We start from the raw sequence: 20,284 nt of genomic DNA on the forward strand, positions 1-20,284 counted from the left end.
TACAATGGTTCGAATGCCGAAAAAACAAGCTTATATACTGATTAATGAATATATTACGTATATTTGCCGGCGTAAAATAAACACTATGCATAAAACACATTTATTCGTATTATTGTTCGCTCTCCTGATAGGGACGGCGTGTAACAAAGAGAAGCACTTCATCTCTGACAACGCATTCAGAGCCGAAGTAGAGAAAGATTTCCAGGCCAAACAGGCAGCCCTGCCTGACGGAGATCTGTTTGCAGTTTTCAATCAACAAATGACGCCGGAAGAAAAAGAGGCACTTACATTCCTGTACGCCTATATGCCGATCGGCGACATTACCGACTATGATGGAAAACTTTACCTGGATAATATCCGCAGTTCTTTCCAGGCAAAGCAGGAAATGCCGTGGGGTGACAGTATCCCTGAAGACATCTTCCGTCATTTTGTTCTTCCTATCCGTGTAAACAATGAGAACCTGGACGAAAGCCGTATGGTCTTCTTCGACGAACTGAAAGACCGTGTGAAAGGCATGTCCTTATACGATGCCGTGCTGGAAGTAAACCACTGGTGTCATGAAAAGGTAATTTATACGCCTTCCGATGCCCGTACCAGCTCCCCGTTGGCTTCTGTAAAGACAGCTTACGGCCGTTGCGGTGAGGAGTCTACCTTTACGGTGGCTGCGCTTCGTTCGGTAGGTATCCCTGCACGCCAGGTATATACCCCGCGTTGGGCACATACCGACGACAATCATGCCTGGGTAGAAGCCTGGGTGAACGGCAAATGGTATTTCCTGGGTGCCTGCGAACCGGAACCGGTCCTGAATCTGGGATGGTTTAACGGTCCGGCTTACCGGGGTATGCTGATGCACACGAAGGTATTCGGCAAATATAACGGTCCGGAAGAAGTAATGCTTGAAACAGACGGTTACACAGAAATCAATGTGATCGACAACTACGCACCGACAGGCAAAGCCATCGTGACCGTAGTCGATACCGACGGTAACCCTGTCCCCGATGCAAACGTGGAATTTAAAATCTACAACTATGCAGAGTTCTATACCGTAGCCAATAAGAAAACCGATGCCGAAGGAAAGACTTTCCTGACCGCTGGTAAAGGTGATATGTTCGTATGGGCAACCAAAGACGGTAAATTCGGTTTCGATAAAGTATCTTTTGGAAAAGGTGACGCGACGATCAAGCTGGATAAGAAACCGGGGGATGCACTCGGAGCAGTTACTCTTGACATTATTCCTCCGGTAGAAGGCTCTATCCCTGCCGAAGTAACTCCGGAACAGAAAGAGGCCAACGCCAAACGCCTGTTGGAAGAAGATGCTATCCGTAACAAATATGTAGCAACTTTCTATACCGAAGAAAAAGCCGAAGCATTGGCTAAAGAACTCGGTATCGACCCGCTGAAGACTTCTGACTTTCTGATCGGTAGCCGCGGTAACTGGATGGAGATCGAAAAGTTCCTGCGTGAAACTCCGGCTGATAAACGTCCGGTTGCTATGGCGTTACTGGATGTGATTTCGGCTAAAGACCTCCGTGATACGCCGGCTTCCGTTCTGGCAGATCACCTGAATAATACGGAAGAAGTGAAGAGCGAACAGTTCAATAATTATATATTGAACCCGCGCGTAGCTAACGAATTCCTTACTCCGTATCGTAGTTATTTCCAGGCAAATGTAGACGCAGCACTGGCGAAACAGGCAAAAGAGGACCCGCAGGCTCTGGTTGAGTGGGTGAAAAAGAATATCACAATCAATGATGCATTGAATCCGCAGCGTATTCCGGTTATGCCGATGGGTGTGTTCAAGGCCCGCATTGCCGATAAGGGTTCACGTAATATCTTCTTTGTCGCAGTTGCCCGTAGCCTGGGTATCCCGGCACGTATCGAACCGGTAGCCCGTAAGGTACAGTATATGAAGGATGGCAACTGGATGGACGTTGACTTCGAAGCAGCCGTTCAGACTACAGCCAAACAAGGTAAGGTGGTCGCTTCCTACAGCCCGATCAAGGCTTTGCAGGATCCGAAATATTACAGCCACTTTACGATTGCCAAGATTCTTCCGGATGCGAAGTTGCAGACATTGAACTTCGAACGTACCGGCAATGTAGATATGGGCGTTGGCGATACCTGGAGCAGTATGTTGAAGAAACCGTTGTCGATGGACGAAGGTAACTATATGATGGTAACCGGAACCCGTATGGCAAACGGTAGCGTCCTGGCCGAAGTATCTTTCTTCAACGTAGAACCGGACAAGACAACAGAGACTAAACTGGAAATGCGTGAGAACACCGACGAAGTACAGGTAATCGGTAACTTCAATTCGGAAAACAAGTTCAAACGTGCCGATAACGGTGAAGAAACCAGCGTACTGGCAACAACCGGCCGTGGTTATTTCGTAGTAGCCATCCTGGGCGCCCGTCAGGAACCGACCAACCACGCTATGCGCGATATCGCAGCCGTGAAGAAAGATCTGGAAGAATGGGGCCGTAGCATGGTGCTTCTGTTCCCGGATGAAAAAGGTTACAAAAACTTCGATCCGAAAGAGTTCGGCGACCTGCCGGGTACAATCACATACGGTATCGATGCCGATGGTCATATCCAGAAAGAGATCGCATCGGCCATGAAGTTACAGAATGCCAGCCAGCTTCCGATCTTCATCATCGCCGATACCTTCAACCGTGTCGTATTCGTATCCCAGGGATACACCATCGGCTTGGGCGAACAGTTGATGAAGGTGATACATAAGTTGTAATACATTTATAAAGTAAATATTCAGCCCCAGCAATCAGTAATTTCCTTCTGATTGCCGGGGTTTATTTTTTCTTTTACACCATTTTCATGGAAAAACTGTTATATTTGTAGTTAAGTAATAAAAAGGAGGCATTATGGAAAGAACTGTTTTCAATGCTGCTCAGCTACAGATATTAGATTTGATGGCATATGTTGAGAGTGAGGATACATTGAACGAAATAAAAGATATGTTGTCGAATTATTTTGCTCAAAAAGCGGAGAGAGAAATCGATAAGCTATGGGATAATGGCCAAGTCAACAATACCATAATAGAAGAATGGAAGCATGAGCATATGCGTACACCTTATAAGACCAAATAATGGATAGAGTAGTTTTAGATACGAACTGCCTGCTGATTTCTCTGTCTAAGAGAGGTTGCTATTATAAGGTATGGAAAGATTTCTTTGCTGAAAAGTATACATTGTGTTATACTAATGAGATACTGACAGAATATGAGGAAATACTTACTTTAAAGATGGGACCTGTTATAGCTCAAAATGTTATTAAGGCGATTATAACTCGTAAGAATACATTAAAGTTTGATGCCCACTTCCGTTTTAATTTAATTCAATCAGATGTTGATGATAATAAGTTCGTTGATTGTGCTATTGTAGCTAATGCATCTTATATCGTCAGTCAGGATCATCATTTTGATATTTTGAAGAATATAGATTTTCCCAAAGTAGAATTAATTGATATAGATACTTTTGTAGCTCTATTGGGGAACGATTAATAATTTGTAATCTATAATAGAAATGAGAGAACTAGTATTTCCCGGCCAAAAAAGGGCTTTGCAAAGAATTCAGGAAATGGATCAGCGTCCTTATTTAACTCGTGAAGAGAAGCTAGAATATGATGAGTTATTGAAATTTTATCGTGACTGTGTGAATATTATTGACTATGCTTATGAGCAAGGTCGTAAAAAAGGTTTCGCTTTAACGTTGAAAGAAAGGGGAATACCTATTAAAGAAATCGCAACAGCTTCGGGCCTTTCCGAAGAAGAGATTAATAGCTTGTGAGTCCTTTTTATAGGATCAATGAGTCAGGGCTATCGTTTTTAACGATGGCCTTTTTTTGTGCCTGAAATGGCCTGAAATAACCTTTTTAACATTTACATGCCAAATACCTACAAAGAGGTATGCTGTGTATCAGCATATTAATATATGTACGCGTGTTTAAATCCATACATATAATTATAATGTAAAATAGTAGATAATATATTGTGTTATAGTGTAATTACGAATGTATAGTAATGACTAAAAGAAAGGTTCCTTTTTTCTCGCCAGCAAAGTTACCACATTCTTTTAATCCTCCAACCATTTTCAAAATATTTTTTTCTTTCCTATATCCTTTCTTATCAACAGAATAGCAAAGTAAGTACGAAAATCGCCCTTTTGAACACAAAGATAAAATGAGCAAAAAACAATGACTAGAAAAAAGGAACGTTTTTTCTAGTCATTTGCTTTTGGATGCGTTCCTGGATCTATGGTTAAAAGGCTTTTTAAGTAACACTATTATTAATATTAAATTAAAGATTTATGAACAAAAAGTTTTCTACTTTGGCTGTCAGCCTTTTGCTGACAAGTGCGTTCTCCGTGAATGCGCAGGTTCAGGGGATCGGTTATGGGACTGTCCATACAGCGACACCGAGCGGACCTGTAGGTGGTGAGACAGCTTATCGTACTCAACTGACCCTGTCGGATGTTTTTGATAAATTCGGCACTGACGATACTAACGTAGATGAGTACAATAAATGGACTGTAAACAAAATTGAAAGTGAGAAGTGGTACCAGTTGCAAGTCGGTGAAGAAGACGAAGTGCTGGTTCAGCTTCGCGATTACACGACTGGTGAGTTGTATTTGAAGGTTGTTCCTCAGAAGAGTTTGACGACTGGTAAAAAACCGGAAGGAAACCCGACATTGACTTCTTCTTTGTGGAAAATCGAAGTACAAGACAAAGGTGGTTATCAGAGAGGTAAAACTTATGTTTTCACAAATAAGGAAACTGGGTATATGCTATCTTATAACTGCCCGGATCGTACAGTCGACCCGCAAGCTGCTGTTAAGCTGAATGATAAGAGCGATGTAACTGGCGGTAAGATCGATAAAGAAAAATCTATCATCAAGAGTGACATCAGTGCTTGGCAGTGGTATAGCGATGATGATATTTCTAAAACAGGTGAAAGTTTTGGATCTGTAAAATTATATGCTTACATCCATGAAGGCCAGGAAGTGATGGGTCTTGTGAGAAACGATAATGACGAAATTGTTTCTGTAAAGATTGCCAAAGATAAGGTTACAGACCGTATGGCAAACATCGATTTCTTGGCATTGACAATCCGTGATGCCGGTGTGCGTGTTTTGACTGCTGAAGACATCAATTCAATGATTGACGCAGATGGCTCTTGGATGAATGCGGCTGATAGAGAAAAAAGAGATAGAGTCTTTTTCAAAAGCGCACCTGCAGTTGTAAACGATTTGTTTACTGGTAGCTACAAGGCTCATAACACAACTATTGAAGCATTCAAGAGCAAGAACTATGCAACAGAAAAATATGCCGGTTATTCTATCGTTTTGCAGAAAGCTGATGACAAATTCTTCATGGTAGATGAAGATATGACTTATGAAAATGTACAGGAACCGACATTGCATGGTGGATTGCAAGTTCATGATAAAAACTTTACAGGTGGCTTGAATGCTCTGTTAGGAGGAAATATGACAGCTTTGAAAGCTCGTTATTATTGGAAGATTTCTTATTATCCGACTCCTGACAGCTTGGTGTTGGAACCGCTGAATGCTTCTTTCATTGGTGCCGAAGATAAGAAAGCCGATAAAAAGTGGGCTGATACTCCGTTGAAAGATGCAGTTGTTAAGGATTTTTATAATACGGTTAATGCCGCTACAGCTCATGTTTCCGGTGCAGCTTCTGCTACGACAAGCGTTCCGTTTAACAAAGACGCTTATATCCCTGTTGCATTAAAGATCATGAACCAAACTAGCGGTATTGATGACAAGTCTGTTTTGACAGTAGGCCAGTCTAAAAATACGGCTGTGGGAAAAGAAGACTATGCAAAAGAGAAATATGGTCGTCCGGTCTTGACTAATAATATTGCAGAAATGGGTATCAAGTTGGGATTCAAACACGACTATACACCTATGAAGCGTGCAACACTTGAAAATGGTTTGTATTTCATCAAGGTTAAAGTTGATGCAGCTCATAAGACAGACTATCGTAAAGATGGTATGAATTTGGTTATGAACTTGTGGGGCCAGTTGATGTATGACAAGCAGGATGATTATCAGGAATACAAACACATGCCGGCTACTCAATGGGTAGTAGAACAAGATGTTTGTGAAATAGGTCCTGACCAGACTCCGTATGTGACAATCCGCAACCGTGAATATGGATCTGAAAGCAATATCGCTTTCCATGGACAGTTGTATAAAGCAGGTGAAAATACATATTACTTCATTAACCATAAGGATTATAACATCAAGTCTAACAATGTGGGTAAGTTCCCTGATATGAAATTCTCTTGTGGCGATACTTTGGTATTCGATCAGATTACCGATAAATCAGTTACAGAAAATGGTAAATTAGGCTACAAGAACTTCACAAAAGAAGCATTGGCTTATGAAACTTGGGGCGTTAAGTATTCTACAGCAGATACATACCAAGGCTTGAACAATGACAAATATCTGAATGTAAACGAAAAAGACGGTTATTTGGTTGTTGAAAATAGTCAGTGGAAAGATTTCGAAGTGGCTGTATTGGCTGAAAATAACTTCGGCTATGGTAGCGAAAAAGCAGGTGTTGCAGCTTTGAGCAGAACAGTTTATACCTTGAAAGTTCGTGATAACAACTTGATCGACAATAACTGGAAATATATTGTTGTGAAAGATGACGAAAAAGGTAACCCGTATTATCAGATGGCTCATCTGAAAGATGTAGACGGAAAGAACGTTAAACTGGGTACATTCTATTTCAAGGCAGACCAGCTGACTGCTGACGGTGATACTTCTTACGTATTCGTTGATGCAACAGGTTGGACTAAGACCGCTGATTTCAAGAAGGAAGGTTGGGCTACATTCACTGGTGTTTTGAATAGTGTGAATGAATATGATTATGCTAAATATCCTGAACGTTTATACATTGGCAACGGTTTCAAACAGCTGGGTGTTAAGTCTCAGACTACAAAATCGACTTATGTAACATTGGATACTGATCCTGAAACAGTAAATGATGCATTTGTATTTGTTCCGACAAATCGTCCGTTGTATATGCCTATCGGATTGGATATTACTAACGGTGAAATGAATACTGTAATCAATATCTTCCGTAAGAGAGGTAATGCTGGTATCAGTCAGGCTACTGAATATTTGTTCGAGGATGGTAACAACCAAAGCAATGTTGCGGAAGGTTCTTATATCAAGGGCTTCCAGTATCTGGGTATCACAGCGGAAGGCGTTAAACCGTTAGGTGAAAAATTTACTACTGCTCTGTATGTGGATTCTGTAATCAGCTCAAATCCTCGTATGCCGCAATATTTGTTCATGGTAGATACTGATAGCGTAAAAGATGGTCGCTGGTGTAATACAAATAAACACGGTTACTTCCCATCTGAGGATGTTGCTGATGAAGAAGATGCAACTCACCATATCTTCTATAATGGTTATGTAGCTGGTCGCGTATTGGTTAACTTGAATGACTCCGTAGAATTGCATACTTCTATTAACATGTTGGATGAAGCTAAGAAGTTCGGTTATAGAAACTTTACTCGTTTGGCATTTGTAGAAGGTATCCATATGAATATCACAGCTGAAGAAGCTAACACAGCGTTCGCTCAGCCTGCTGGAGAATGGTTGTTCATCTTGAAAGGTGATTTGAAGTTGAAAGATTTGATTACTACTGTAGGTGATTATAAAGTGATCGATGCTAAGAAATTCAATGATGCATTCACAGATGGTAAGATTGATCGTAAAACATTAGATGGTAAGCATCAGAACTATGCATTCTCTTTGCGTTACACAGACGATGATCATCAGGATGTATTACTGGAATCTAAAGGCAATGATGAAAATAAAGTGTCTAAGATCGGCGGATTCAGCGAAAATAGTTGGGTACAGATCATGGATGGTGTTCCTGTATTAGCTCAGAGCAAGAATATTAATGGCGATCATACGGCTATTGACGGAACTACATCATTGTCTCAGTTGGTAAATCAGGCTCAGATCTTCAACTTGGGTGAAACAGAAGAAGAAGCTACTGCCAACGAAGATATTATAACATCTTCAATCAGCGTTATCGCTGGTAACGGTGTAGTAACTGTTAAGGGTGCAGCTGGTAAGAACGTAGTAATCACGAATGTACTTGGTCAGACTGTTGCCAACACAGTAGTTGCATCCGACGAAGCTCAGATCTCTACTCCTGCAGGTGTAGTAGTCGTAGCCGTCGAAGGCGAAGCAGCTGTTAAAGCAATCGTAAAATAAGAAATTATTTATAATCAATAGATTTTGACTGCGAGGTAGAGACGGATTGATACGTCTGTCTCTACTAATTAACCTGTGAGAGGTGAAAAAGTGGTCGATATTAATACTAAAGTAATGAAATAAAGTTCTTTCTGCCGTCTCTCTGCGAAGAACGGCGGCAGGCAAAAAAACAAAGCTCCGGTGGATTTATTTCTGCCGGGGCTTTCGTTATTTAATATCAGTAAACAGCATGAAAAAAAAGAAATCCTAATGGCATCGCTGACCTTGGATGCTCTTTGCGATGAGATTGATCGTCTGCGCAGCATGAACGGATCGTGCGGCACACTGTCGCGTAGTAACAAACGGCAACTGGCCAAGTATAAATCCATCCTGTCTGAACGCCTCGGAGCGACGGTCATCTATCCCGAAGACCGGCAGGTAATTCCCAAAGGCAGCCATGCCGATGTACTGAAAGAATTGAAACGCATTGACCGTTTCTTGAAAAAACATTCGGGAGCTGAACGCGACGGTTGTTTCTTCCACTTGATGTGCAATTGTTTAGACTTCGGGGTTTCCCTAGGTACCGTCCAGCGTAACTACTATATCTCGGAAGAGGAACAGGAGTTATTGTAGGGAAACCGGTAACGTTCTATGGGGTAAAAAAATAAATTTCTTCCCCTTCCCCCTATTAAACGACCGCTTTTTGCTGTTAAAAGGGTGATTTCTCTCTGATTTTGCTGTTAAATTATTGATAATCAAGATTAGTAAATAGAAGTAGCCGGTCGTTTAATAGGCTTGTTTTCTCGGAAGGAAGCCTGTACCTTTGGCTATTATTAATTGGCTTCGCGGCCTTAAAATCTAAAGCATATGAATGCAATACCTACTCTTTCCTTTTTCGAGAAATTGTATCTGCCGGGCTCTGTCCCCTGCACATTGGAAGAAATAATCATCCTGATCCGCACCCGTCGTTGGGAGGCTGTTATCACAGCCTATCGTGCCTCCCTGGCAGCGGGCGATAAGGGGGAGCCCGTAAACAAAAAGGGCAGCTTCCCGGTTTCACCCCTTCGGGTGTGTTCCGAGGTGGGCACCGTGCCAACCAGTTGGAGCAGTATAGCGGCATTGTGGGGCTTGATTTCGATCATGTGGCCAACCCGAAAGGGTTGGCTGCCCTGTTCTGTCAGCAAGCCTGTACACTGGCCCTTTTCGTCAGTCCCGGTGGGGAGGGATTGAAGGTGTTTGTCCGTGTCGATACCCCCCGTGAAGCACATGCCGCTGCTTTTGCAGCGGTGGCTGCTTGCTACGAGCAGTTGGCGGGGATCTTCTGCGACCGGGCTTGCAAGGATATCAGTCGTTGCTGCTACGTGAGCAACGATCCGGAGGCGTACTATGATCCGAAGGCGGAAGTGTTCACTACGGCTTCCGTCTTGCCCGCACAACTGTTTGTGCACGACTGGTTGCGTGCCCATCCGGCGGTGGAGGGCAACCGCAACCAGACTGTCTACCGCCTCGGCTGTGAGGCGAATCGCAGAGGGTTCGGGTGTGATGAAACAGCCGTTTTCTGTATCCCCCTGATGCACGCTCCCGACTTCGCCGACGAAGAGATCCGTCAGGCGTTATCTTCTGCCTATCAGGGTAATAAGGTAGAATATGCCACCCGCCCGAAAGGGCAAAAGGACAAAATGGCCAATTTGGCCACCGACACAATTTCGGGCGAGGAGCTGCGCGAACGCACTCCGCTGTTGCCTCTGGAGATCCTATCCAATCTGCCTCCGCTGTTTGAAAAGGCCATCTGTTTCTATACCGATCCGCGTGAACGCGACATGGCTCTTCTGGCAGCTTGCACGGTGCTCAGCGCCTGCCTGCCGGGAGTATGGGGCGTTTACAACCGAAAGAAAGTATATCCGCACCTGTTCACCGTCGAAGTGGCACCGGCGGGCAATGGGAAAGGCTGCATCAACGACATGCGGCGATTGGCAGACCGCTATGCCCTGTTGATCGAAGCTGAAACGAAACGTAAGGAAGAGGCATACCGCCAGGAGCTGGAAGAATGGGAAGTGAAGAAAGCGGCTGCCCGCCAGAAGAAACAGGTTGTCTGTGTGGCTGATGCCCCGGTGAAGGCTTCGACCTGCTACTTCTTCATTCCTACACAGATCACCAAGGCTAAGCTGCTGGTTCATCTGGCCGACAATGGCGAGATAGGTGGGTTGATGGCCGATAGCGAGATCGACACGCTGATCAGCGCCGGACGCCAGGACTACGGGCAGTTCGACGACCTGCTGCGCAAGGCGTTCCACCATGAGCCGGTTGCTTCGTCGCGCAAGACCGACAACGAGATGATCCGTATCCCGCGTCCGCGTCTGGCAGTCTTGTTGGCGGGTACGCCGGGGCAGTTCTCCCGCTTGATATCCGATGCCGAGAATGGGCTGGCGAGCCGCCTGTTGCTCTATACCTGCCGTAGCGCGGCGGTCTGGCAGGATGTATCGTCGGCAGGCGAGGCCGACCGTTACGAGCAACATCTCGATGCCTTGTCGGAGCAGGTGATGGAGATGGCAGTATTGTTGCGTAAACGGCCTTTGCGGGTACGGCTGACCGGTGAGCTGTGGCGTGAGTTGAACAACCATTTCGGCCGGCTGTTACGTGAAACCTACCTGTTCGGCAGCGAGTCGTTTCTCGGGGCGGTGAAGCGCCACGGTCTGATGGCCTACCGCCTTTGCATGATCTTTACTGCCTTAGAGGCGGCCAAGCTCGATTACGGGGTGGACGAGCTTTTTTGCAGCGATGCCCACTTTCATGCCGCTCTCGCCATCATCGAAGTCTGCTTGGCGCATAGCCGCCTGTTGATGACGCAGCTGGTTGCTTCTGCCGATATACCGGAGCTGACCTGTCCCGATTATTTCCGCCGCCTTTTCGAGCAGTTGCCGGAAGAGTTCACCCTGTCGGAGTTATACACGCAAGGCGAATCTGTCGGCATCAAAGAACGTAGTATCCGTCGTCATTTGAAACGGCTTGACCCGCACTATGTCACCCGTATCGCTCCCGGCGTTTATCGCAAGAACACCCCTCCGGCTGCTTGACCTGTCTCCCTCCATGTCCAAATTGTGGCGGTGGCCAAATTGGCCGTTTTGTCCTTTTGAAAACATCTCCCTTTGAAAAACAACATTTTTCCCTATACCCTGTCGTGCGATGAGGTATAGGGAGAGGGGGGACGGGATATAGGGGGGAGAGGGACGGGGTATAGGGTAAAAATAGAGTCGATAGATAATGTTAAACATGTTGCAAAATTAGATTTTAAGATGATTTATATCGATATTTGCAACGTTAATATGTAAAGATTATGAAACAAATAGTCGGAAGAAATCTAAAAGAAATCAGAGAAGCTAATAGGCTGACACAAGCTCAGGTCGCTGAATTTTTAGGTGTAGAAAGAGGTACTTTGTCTAATTATGAATTAGGGGCGCGGGAGGCACCGTATCATGTGCTTGAAAAGCTGGCGGACTTGTATGGCGTTGATGGCAATGTCTTTTTTGAAACAGATGAAAGTCGTCGAAAAGAATCTTTGGCGTGTGCTTTTCGTATAGCGGATTTGTCGGTGGCGGATCTGAAGGCAGTTTCGGCTTTTAAAGATGTGGTGAAAAGTTATTTGAAAATGTGTACAATTGAAGCGGAAAAATGAAGAAAGACGTAATTTCTCTGTTAGAGTACCGCGCGTTTGAATTCCGTCGGGAAAACGGACTAGATCCGGTGGAACCGATCTATATCAAGCAGGTCTTGCGCCGTTTGAATATTTTGACGCAGTATCAGCCCCTGTCGGATAATTTTTCGGGAATGTGCTTGAAGACGGACAAGTATAAATTTATTCTTGTTAATTCCAATCATCCGCGTGGCCGCCAGCATTTTACTATTGCTCATGAGTTTTATCATTTGTTTGTGCAGGAAAACCATGAAGTGCATGCTTGCAATCCGGGTATAAACAAAGACCCCCGGGAGGTGGAGGCTGATTATTTTGCTTCTGTTTTGTTGATGCCGGAGATGGGGATCCGTGCGATGATACCGGAAGAGGAATTGTGGAATAAGCAAATATCGTGTTCCACGGTTCTGAAACTGGAGCATTATTTTTCTGTTTCGCGTTCGGCCATGCTTGTCAGGCTGCGTGCTTTGTCCCTGTTGTCCGCGGAGCAGTATGAGAAAATGAAGGTTATACCGGTGCTTCGTTCTGCACTCGAATATGGCTATTCGGATCTTGCCCTTTATCGTCCGGGCAATGAAAATCTGTTTATTGGTGATTATGGGGATAAGGCCCGCAGACTCTTTGACGGTGAGAAGATTTCCGAAGGGCATTATCGTGAATTATTGTCTAAGATTGGTATAAATCTTGGGATAGGCGATGAAGAGTGAGAAGGTAAAAATATTATTAGATGCGGATGTGGTTATCCATTTTATAAAGGGGGGGTGCTTGTCGTTGTTGCCGGATATTCTGCCGGCTTATCAATTTGCCATTCTGGATATTGTGTTGGATAGGGAGTTAAGGAGGCATCCGCAGACTTGTACGCAGCTGAACAACCATATTCGTATACTTAAGAATATCGAAGTGATTGGCTGGAACCCGAATTATGAAATGATTTATGAATATAATATGCTGATTAAAACACTGGGAGTGGGAGAAAGCGCTTCTATGGTATACTGTAAGTATCATCCGAATGTCCTGGCTAGTAGTAATTTGCGTGATATTAAAAGCTATTGTGAACAAAACCGGATCACTTATCTTTCAACCATGGATTTATTGTATCTGGCCTGCCATCGAAAAGTGATGACCGAACAGGCGTGCGATCGGTTTATCGCAGATGTATTGCGGCAAGGCAGTAAGTTGCCGGTTTCTAAATTGTCTTTGTATATGCCTCGTGCGGAAGTTTTTTCTTTATAACTCTCTTTTGTTCTTTATCTTTCCATTCCTTCCCCCTCCTTCTTCGGCTTTCCGTTCGTCCGGGTCGGGCGGTTGTATCTTTGTTATGTGATTATAAACAAGGTGTTTAATTAAAAACAAAGAAGATTATGCCAGCAAAGTACACATTGGTATTGCGCAAGGACTTGCGTAAAGATGCAGTGGAAGGGAGTAAGTTGTATTATGCCAACGCAAAGGCGACGGGAACGTGCGACATGTATGAGTTGTGCGACCTGATTTCACTTTCGTCTACCGCTTCGCCGGGTGACGTGCGGTTGATACTCGATTCGTTGATCGAGGTGATGAAGCGCAGCCTGGGTAAAGGCGAGGTGGTACAGGTGGGCGAACTGGGAAATTTCCAGTTGCAGTTCGGCAGTAGCGGGACGGCTACGAAAAAGGAATTCAACCAGTCGCTGATCAAAAGTAAACGGATCGTTTTCCGTCCCGGCAAGGTGTTGCGTGAAGCGGTGGCCAATTTCAGTTTCGAAAAGATTCCTGATCCGTCGGAGGAAGGAAAAGGGGAGGAAGGCGGTGGTGGAGACCGCCCGGAGATCGAATAGCCTGCCGGCCGTTTTTACGGCTCACCCAGGTGCTGGACGATATAGTCCTTTTGTCGGGGAGTGAGGTATTTCTTTCCCGGATGCCAGCCTGATTCTTCCAGTTGGTCGACGAGTGTCCTGCTTACGCGGACCCATTTCAACAATTGCATCGTGGCACTTTTCTGTGAAATATTGGGAAAGTATTGCAGGGCAAGCTCGCCCCATCCCCATACTCTGTTCTGATTGAATGAATTTTCCATACGGCATGTATTTTAAGGTTTATATATCAATAAAGATACGAATTATTACGTACATATTCAAATAAAACAATAACTAATATCATATAAAATGGATAAACAGATACAGTATTTGCAGACATGTCTGCCGGCAGCCGAGAAGGCGGGTGGAACCTATGACATGAACCTGGTAGTAATCCTGGCACAGGGTGCGCTCGAAAGCGGTTGGGGTACTTCACATTTGGCCAGGGAACATCATAACTATTTCGGTATCATGGGGTACGGGGCATCCAACGGCTATTGGCATGGCGAGCGGGCGAAGGTGGAAGGGACCGGCGGGGTGCATTATTTCCGTCATTATGCCGGTGTAGAGTTCTCATTCCTCGATTTTGCCCGTCTGATCCGCACCGGTTACCGCCATGCCTGGAGTTTCAGCCGCCAGCCCGAAGCCTATGCGAAAGAGATAGCCTACAGCCCCTATATCAGCGAGCAGAACGGCGATAACCGCGACTTATACCGCCGTAACCTGATTGCCATAACCGAGAAGATCATCACATTAAAGGATATGTATGATTGGATGCGGGGAAGGGCAAAATAATGTGCTAATGGGATAATATGCCAATGTGCCAATTAGAGAAATAATTGAGCTATCAGTTTATAGTGACGGGAGTAACCAATTCCCCTCTCGAGAGGGGATAAGGGGTGTGTTAAAGCTAGTTATAGGGCGAAACTATGACACACCCCCTTCCCCCTCTCGAGAGGGGAGCCGGTTACAACCAGTCAATAATTAGATAGTTCACATTTGATAACAACATAAACATTAAAATAATGAACAAATTAAGACAAATCCTGCAATTTATCAGAGCCCTGCTGGGCTTTTTGTTGAACCTGAAAAAGAAGGAGAAAGATGAGAAGAAAGAGAAAGTGGTTATGCCGGATAATCAGCCGGAGGTGGCTCGTGTGTTACCTGGTGATACTGGGGATGACGGCTTTGTGGGCGGACCGTACAGAAATCGTCCTGGCCTCGATTGGGGCCCTGTTGACACTCTCGGGGTACGGAAACGATTCCGGGGAAGATTCCGGAAACAGCTTACCGTCGCGGCCGGATATACCCTGATGCTGTGTGCAGTAGGGAGTTGTTTGGTGAAGATGATGAGGGGATAACGTAGAGGGGCAGACTAAAAAAAGAATCGAACGCGGACGATATGAGTTTTCCGCGTTCGATTTTTTCTGTTAATCAAAAGTAGAACGTTTCATCCCTTTTATTCGGTCCAGTCTGAAATAACGGCCGACGGGTCCGGATTCAAAACGATGGCTGTGTTTTTAAGTGACTCGAATTTACTGAAGAAGATATTGAACCAGGGGGCGCAATACCCTTCAATAGAATTCATGCGGTAGCCTATCGGTGCGTTGGTTCCGGGATATCCTCTTTTAACAGGTAATTCCAAACGTTTGTAGTCCCAGAAAATGATTCCTTCTCCCCAGAATTCAATCCGTTTTTGCAGTATGAGTTCTTTACGGAAATCATCCAATGTAGTCGCCTGGCAATTATATTCCGGATAGCGATAGGTAGTCATAAAGCTATTGAGGGCATTTACGCCGGCTGCTACTCCCTGGCTTGCAGCTAATGCTTCGGCCTCGATGAAGTACATCTCTTCGACACGCATCATCAGATAATCGATCGTTGCTCCTATGTTGGCATCGATCATGTTGCCTTCTTTCGGTTTGAACTTCAGGTTCGTGTAAGCTGGTAGCTTTTTGAAATTGACATCGGATAATATGGTACGATATTTATTTCCCGGTTCTTTTCCGGCATCATCCGGGGCTATCCAGGTAATTTTACGCCAGTCCGTATCCGGTATTTGATCGTATAAGGCCTTGCTGATTGTGCGGATAGCCCAGTAGGTGGAGTTGCCTACACCGAATGTCTGTTCGGTACATATATTTCCGGCATAGTTCAACCATGTGCTGTGGATATTTTCCTGGTTCATGATCGAACCCCATAACCAGGCACCGGTTTGGATGGTATTGAATCCGGCCGTATAGTTTTTGCCTCCGAACCATTCCGATTCCGATAACGGTTGTGCTCCACTGTTTGAGATGACTTTGCGGGCATATTCAGCAGCTTTTGCATAACAATCTTTGGCAGAGTTGACACCGAGGTCGACGTTCTGGGTGAGGGCTGACAAATCATTCGGGTATTTTTCGAAACGCGTACCCATTTCCAGCCATAGGCGTGCTTTCAACCCGTAGATGATTGTCTGGTCCGGCATATTCTTGGCAGGCCGGGTGTAGTCTTTCAGGTATTCTTCGGCATCGTCGAGATCGTTCAGGATATATTCATACATGGTGTAGAAAGGGACCCTGGGGTTGTCGCGGGCTTCGCTTTCCGTTATATTCTCGTAGATGATGGGAACGGTCAGGCCGTATATCTTATTCGCTTCGGCTTCGTTGTCCAGTTTGGCTATGCCTGTTTTCTTGTACTCGAAGAAACGGGAGATATCCATATAGATTAAAGCCCGGAATGTTTTGGCAACTCCAAGATATTGTCTGTTTGTTTCGCTGGCCGTTTCCGGGTCGATCAGGCGTATCAGGTTGTTGGTGTTATTGAGGAATTTGTAGTAGTAGTAATACAGACTGTTTACTGTACTGTTTTCCGCCAATGCCAGACATTTTCCGAATGAACTGAAGTAATCGTAATTTGAATTATAGACGAAGAAATCTTCGCACATCGTCTCTCTTGTTATGCCGAACGCACTATAGCCGAAGTCGAAGTTATAACCTTGACCATAGGAATTATACGTGTTGATATATCCGACGATTGCACTCATCATAGCCTGCATACCGGCTGGCGAGTTGGCTACCTGATCGGCTGTGGCCGTAGAACTTTCGGGAAATGTTTGTTCGATACAGCTATTCATGCCCAATCCCAGGAAAAACACGCTGGAAACAATTACTGTTTTAAATATATTTTTCTTTTTCATTGTTTTATGCTTTATGGAATTTGTGTGATTTTAGAATTGTAAACTGATGCCACCGGTGAAAGTGCGGAGCGGGGATATTTTTCCCGAAGCACCGACTCCTGTGTAGGAGCGTCTGGGATCCAATCCTTTTCTCTTTGACCAGTAATATACATTATCGCATACAAAGTATAAACGAAGATTGTCTATGCCCAGATAAGAGGTATATTTCTTAGGAATGGTATATCCTACCTGTACGTTTTGCAAGCTGAGGTAGCTACCATCCATCAAGAAACGATCCGACATGCTGGTGGTGTATAAGTCGTTGAAATACCAGCGCGGTATGTTTGACCCTGTATTTTCGGGCGACCATGCGTCTGCGATGTCTTTGTGCCAGCGGTTACCGACGCTCGAGGCTGTCGGATTAGCCATGATGCCTGCATATCCGTAATCGTAGGTTTTGCCTCCGATCGTATAACTGAATTGGGCAGAGAGGTCGAAACCATAGACATTCAGTGTCGTACCGAAACCTCCGTACAGGTCCGGGTTGGGGTCGCCGCACAGATAATAGTCTGCGCTGGAGTTGGTGGTTGTGGTCTTTTTTTCTCCTGTTTCCTTGTCGGTGTAATACCACATGGACAGACCTTCTTCCGACACACCGGCATACTGGCGCATATACCATGTATTGATGGGTAATCCTTCTCCATAATACCTGCTTCCGTCCATATAACCGCCGTGGCCTTCCATCTCTGTCGTCTTTTTCTCGGCAGGCAGATAGGTGATCTTGTTTTTATAATGAGTCATGTTGAAGTTGATCGTCCATGAGAAGTTCTTTTTATTGAACGGGGTATATCTCAAATCGAGTTCGACACCTCTGTTATTCATGTCTCCGATATTGTCATAATAACCTGCATATCCCAACGACAGAGGAACGGTGAACCAGTTTAACAGATCGGTCGTCTTGCGGTTGAAGAATTCGAAGCTACCGGTCAGTTTATGTTTGAATAATTCAAATTCAACTCCCAGGTTCATGTTCGTATTTGTTTCCCAGGTGATATCTTTATTTCCTTTGCTGGCAAAGGCGAGCGATAACTCGTCATTGTTGTTTTTAATGGTATAGGTGTCGATATACCGGAAGTTACCGATATTGTCGTTACCTTGTTGTCCGATAGAGAATTTGATTTTTAACAAGTCTACCCAGTTTGTTTTGAACCAGTCTTCTTTTGAGATCAGATAAGCAGCTCCGATGGAATAGAAATTACCCCACCAATGATCCGGATGGAAGCGTGAAGAAGCGTCGCGGCGATAAGAACCGGAGAAGAAATACTTGCCGTCGTAATCGTAGAGGCCGCGGAAGAAGTATCCTTCCGTATTGTAATCCGTTGCGTAGGAGTTGGCAGAAGCGGCGTCAATGATGGCTCCGTTCAATTCATGGTTCTCCCAGTAAGAGAACATGTTCTTTTTGCCGGCAGATAATTGGACATAGTTGTATTTATAATTTTCATGTCCCAACATGGCCGATACGTTATGTTTACCGAAACTGCGGTTATAGTTTAAGATCTGCTGTAAGTTTAGTGTGGTTGTGCGGTAATGGTAAACGGATATGGTACCGTTTTGCTCCGCCCCGAAACCGTAGAACGGGTTGCTGGTTGTGAAATATCTTTGTTCGCGTACTGTCGTTCCTGCGTTGAACGTGAATTTGAAGTCTTTCAGGAAGGTGATATCGACAAAGCCGTTACCGTTAAACGTATTTGCATTTGTTTCCGACAGATTGAGAATGGAGCTTTGTATGGATGAGTTCGGAAGAACGGGGCGGGCTAATCCCAACGCGGTATTTGTTGTTCCGTAGTCATACAGTTTGCCGTTTTCATCGGTCATGATATTTCCATGCTCATCTCTGATATAGACCGGGTAGATAGGGGCAACTTGTTCTACGACACTTGACATATCTGTGCTGTAGTCTTCTGACAAGGTCGATGTTTCGCTGTGTGTATAGTTTACGTTAGCACCGAATTTCAACCAACTCTTTGCCTGGTAAGAACCTTTGAAGCGGGCAGAATAGCGTTCGTATCCGGCATTGGGGACAATACCTTCGTCGTTCAGGTAACCAAAGGAGCCGTACATTTGCATTTTGTTGGTTCCTCCGGATATATTGACGTTATATTCCTGCCGGAAGGCGCTGCTATATGCTTCATCGACCCAGTCGTCGGGAGATAACGTATATCCGTTCACTACCCGTCCTAATTTGGCGTTGGGGTTTAGTCTTCCGTCTTTTCCTATCAGGTATTCGTTTTCCGGATAGTTGAATACGTTATAGGTTAAGCCGCCGTTTTCTTTGGTATTGCCTACCATATTGATATTCGCCTGCGTATATGCGTCATTTTCAGATAATCCTTTGACGTATCTTAGTTGATTATATAATGCTTTATAATGAGCTTCGTAGTATTCTCCGGGGTCTTTGATGTAGTCGTAATCGATGGTGCCACGCGTATTTACGCCCCATTTGGCGGAAGCCGTCACTTTTGCTTCTCCCACTTTCGCCTGTTTCGTGGTGATAATAATAACACCATTGGCACCTCTTGCTCCGTAAAGAGCATTCGATGCGGCATCTTTCAATACGGAAACCGATTCTACATCAGAAGGGTTGATATTGTTCCAACCTCCTTCATAAGGCATGCCGTCGACAATAATCAACGGGTCGATATCAGCATTGATAGAACCTATGCCTCGTATGATAAGGGATGGAGAACCTCCGCCAGGCTGTCCGGAACCAGTTGTCATTTGTAATCCGGCAACCTGTCCTTGTAATGATTGTACGACATTGGTGGTTGAGCGTTGTGTCAGTTTTTCTGCACTGATAACTGTGGCTGAACCTGTGAATGCTGATTTTTTGGCTGTTCCATAGGCTACTACGATAACTTCATCCAAATCCTGGGTGTCGCTGACCATTTTGACGTTTAGTATACTTTCCCCTTTCCAGATTATTTCCTGGGTTTTTAAACCGACGAAAGAGAATACGAGTGTCGAGCCTTTTTTGAGATCGGTCAGGGTAAATCTTCCTTCTGAGTCAGTAATTGTTCCGGTGGAACTGTCTTTGATGAAAATGGAGGCTCCGACAACGGTTCCGTTTTCATCTTCTACGATACCGGTCACTTTGTTTTTTTGTTGAGTTACCGCAGCTTGTCGGGAAAGAGTATTCGCTTCTGTGTGAATATTCCCAAACAAATTGAATACTGACAGGATAATCAACACTTTGGTCAGTTTTAGTTGAGTTAACATAAGCCTGTGATTTAAGAGGTTAATAAGTCGCAATATTATACTAGTGAAAACTTGTAATTTAGATGAGAGACATAGTCTT

The 20,284-nt window shown here is 44.7% G+C and carries 16 protein-coding genes; 13 read left to right on the forward strand and 3 right to left on the reverse strand.

Annotation, left to right across the window (positions count from 1 at the left end; all coding sequences use genetic code 11):
• The first annotated feature begins 85 nt into the window (after positions 1-85).
• From K6V26_RS23865 to K6V26_RS23915, 11 genes are all read left to right on the forward strand, one after another.
• Positions 86-2,746 (forward strand): transglutaminase-like domain-containing protein, encoded by a 2,661-nt coding sequence (locus tag K6V26_RS23865; protein ID WP_224264074.1) that lies wholly within the window; start codon positions 86-88, stop codon positions 2,744-2,746.
• A gap of 133 nt (positions 2,747-2,879) precedes the next feature.
• Positions 2,880-3,104, forward strand: coding sequence for a hypothetical protein (locus K6V26_RS23870; protein WP_224264075.1), 225 nt, complete (start codon positions 2,880-2,882; stop codon positions 3,102-3,104).
• Positions 3,104-3,517 (forward strand): putative toxin-antitoxin system toxin component, PIN family, encoded by a 414-nt coding sequence (locus K6V26_RS23875; protein WP_009860171.1) that lies wholly within the window; start codon positions 3,104-3,106, stop codon positions 3,515-3,517. Before K6V26_RS23870 ends, K6V26_RS23875 begins: the two co-directional genes overlap by 1 nt.
• A gap of 22 nt (positions 3,518-3,539) precedes the next feature.
• The gene (locus tag K6V26_RS23880; protein WP_195437396.1) at positions 3,540-3,803 is read left to right on the forward strand and encodes a hypothetical protein; all 264 of its coding nucleotides are present in this window, start codon (positions 3,540-3,542) and stop codon (positions 3,801-3,803) included.
• A gap of 519 nt (positions 3,804-4,322) precedes the next feature.
• On the forward strand, positions 4,323-8,273 hold the full coding sequence (locus K6V26_RS23885; protein WP_195437397.1) for a DUF6383 domain-containing protein: 3,951 nt from the start codon (positions 4,323-4,325) through the stop codon (positions 8,271-8,273).
• A gap of 249 nt (positions 8,274-8,522) precedes the next feature.
• Complete coding sequence (locus tag K6V26_RS23890) at positions 8,523-8,885, forward strand: hypothetical protein (RefSeq protein ID WP_009860168.1); 363 nt, start codon at positions 8,523-8,525, stop codon at positions 8,883-8,885.
• A gap of 437 nt (positions 8,886-9,322) precedes the next feature.
• Entirely contained in the window at positions 9,323-11,326 is a 2,004-nt protein-coding gene (locus K6V26_RS23895) for a DUF3987 domain-containing protein (RefSeq protein ID WP_224264076.1), read from the forward strand.
• A 260-nt stretch (positions 11,327-11,586) separates the two neighbouring features.
• Complete coding sequence (locus K6V26_RS23900; RefSeq protein WP_009860165.1) at positions 11,587-11,925, forward strand: helix-turn-helix domain-containing protein; 339 nt, start codon at positions 11,587-11,589, stop codon at positions 11,923-11,925.
• Complete coding sequence (locus tag K6V26_RS23905) at positions 11,922-12,647, forward strand: ImmA/IrrE family metallo-endopeptidase (RefSeq protein ID WP_009860164.1); 726 nt, start codon at positions 11,922-11,924, stop codon at positions 12,645-12,647. Before K6V26_RS23900 ends, K6V26_RS23905 begins: the two co-directional genes overlap by 4 nt.
• Positions 12,637-13,173 carry a hypothetical protein gene (locus K6V26_RS23910; RefSeq protein ID WP_009860163.1) on the forward strand — a complete coding sequence of 179 codons (537 nt, stop codon included), beginning with the start codon at positions 12,637-12,639 and terminating at the stop codon, positions 13,171-13,173. Before K6V26_RS23905 ends, K6V26_RS23910 begins: the two co-directional genes overlap by 11 nt.
• Before the next feature lie 128 nt (positions 13,174-13,301).
• Positions 13,302-13,751, forward strand: a complete 450-nt coding sequence (locus tag K6V26_RS23915; RefSeq protein ID WP_009860162.1) for an HU family DNA-binding protein — start codon at positions 13,302-13,304, stop codon at positions 13,749-13,751.
• A 14-nt stretch (positions 13,752-13,765) separates the two neighbouring features.
• On the opposite strand, the gene K6V26_RS23920 is transcribed toward K6V26_RS23915, so the two are convergent.
• Entirely contained in the window at positions 13,766-13,990 is a 225-nt protein-coding gene (locus K6V26_RS23920) for a DUF4248 domain-containing protein (protein WP_044245457.1), read from the reverse strand.
• Positions 13,991-14,078: 88 nt separating this feature from the next.
• Here K6V26_RS23920 and K6V26_RS23925 point away from each other — a divergent pair, with 88 nt between their 5' ends.
• Positions 14,079-14,564 (forward strand): glucosaminidase domain-containing protein, encoded by a 486-nt coding sequence (locus K6V26_RS23925; protein ID WP_224264077.1) that lies wholly within the window; start codon positions 14,079-14,081, stop codon positions 14,562-14,564.
• Positions 14,565-14,794: 230 nt separating this feature from the next.
• The gene (locus K6V26_RS23930) at positions 14,795-15,130 is read left to right on the forward strand and encodes a hypothetical protein (RefSeq protein WP_224264078.1); all 336 of its coding nucleotides are present in this window, start codon (positions 14,795-14,797) and stop codon (positions 15,128-15,130) included.
• Between the two features lie 98 nt (positions 15,131-15,228).
• On the opposite strand, the gene K6V26_RS23935 is transcribed toward K6V26_RS23930, so the two are convergent.
• Together K6V26_RS23935 and K6V26_RS23940 are read right to left on the reverse strand one after the other, a co-directional pair.
• Entirely contained in the window at positions 15,229-16,950 is a 1,722-nt protein-coding gene (locus K6V26_RS23935; RefSeq protein WP_224264079.1) for a RagB/SusD family nutrient uptake outer membrane protein, read from the reverse strand.
• A 30-nt stretch (positions 16,951-16,980) separates the two neighbouring features.
• Entirely contained in the window at positions 16,981-20,205 is a 3,225-nt protein-coding gene (locus K6V26_RS23940; protein ID WP_224264080.1) for a SusC/RagA family TonB-linked outer membrane protein, read from the reverse strand.
• Positions 20,206-20,284: the final 79 nt, after the last annotated feature.

Origin of the sequence: Parabacteroides goldsteinii (assembly GCF_020091425.1) — a bacterium.
Lineage (GTDB): Bacteria > Bacteroidota > Bacteroidia > Bacteroidales > Tannerellaceae > Parabacteroides > Parabacteroides goldsteinii.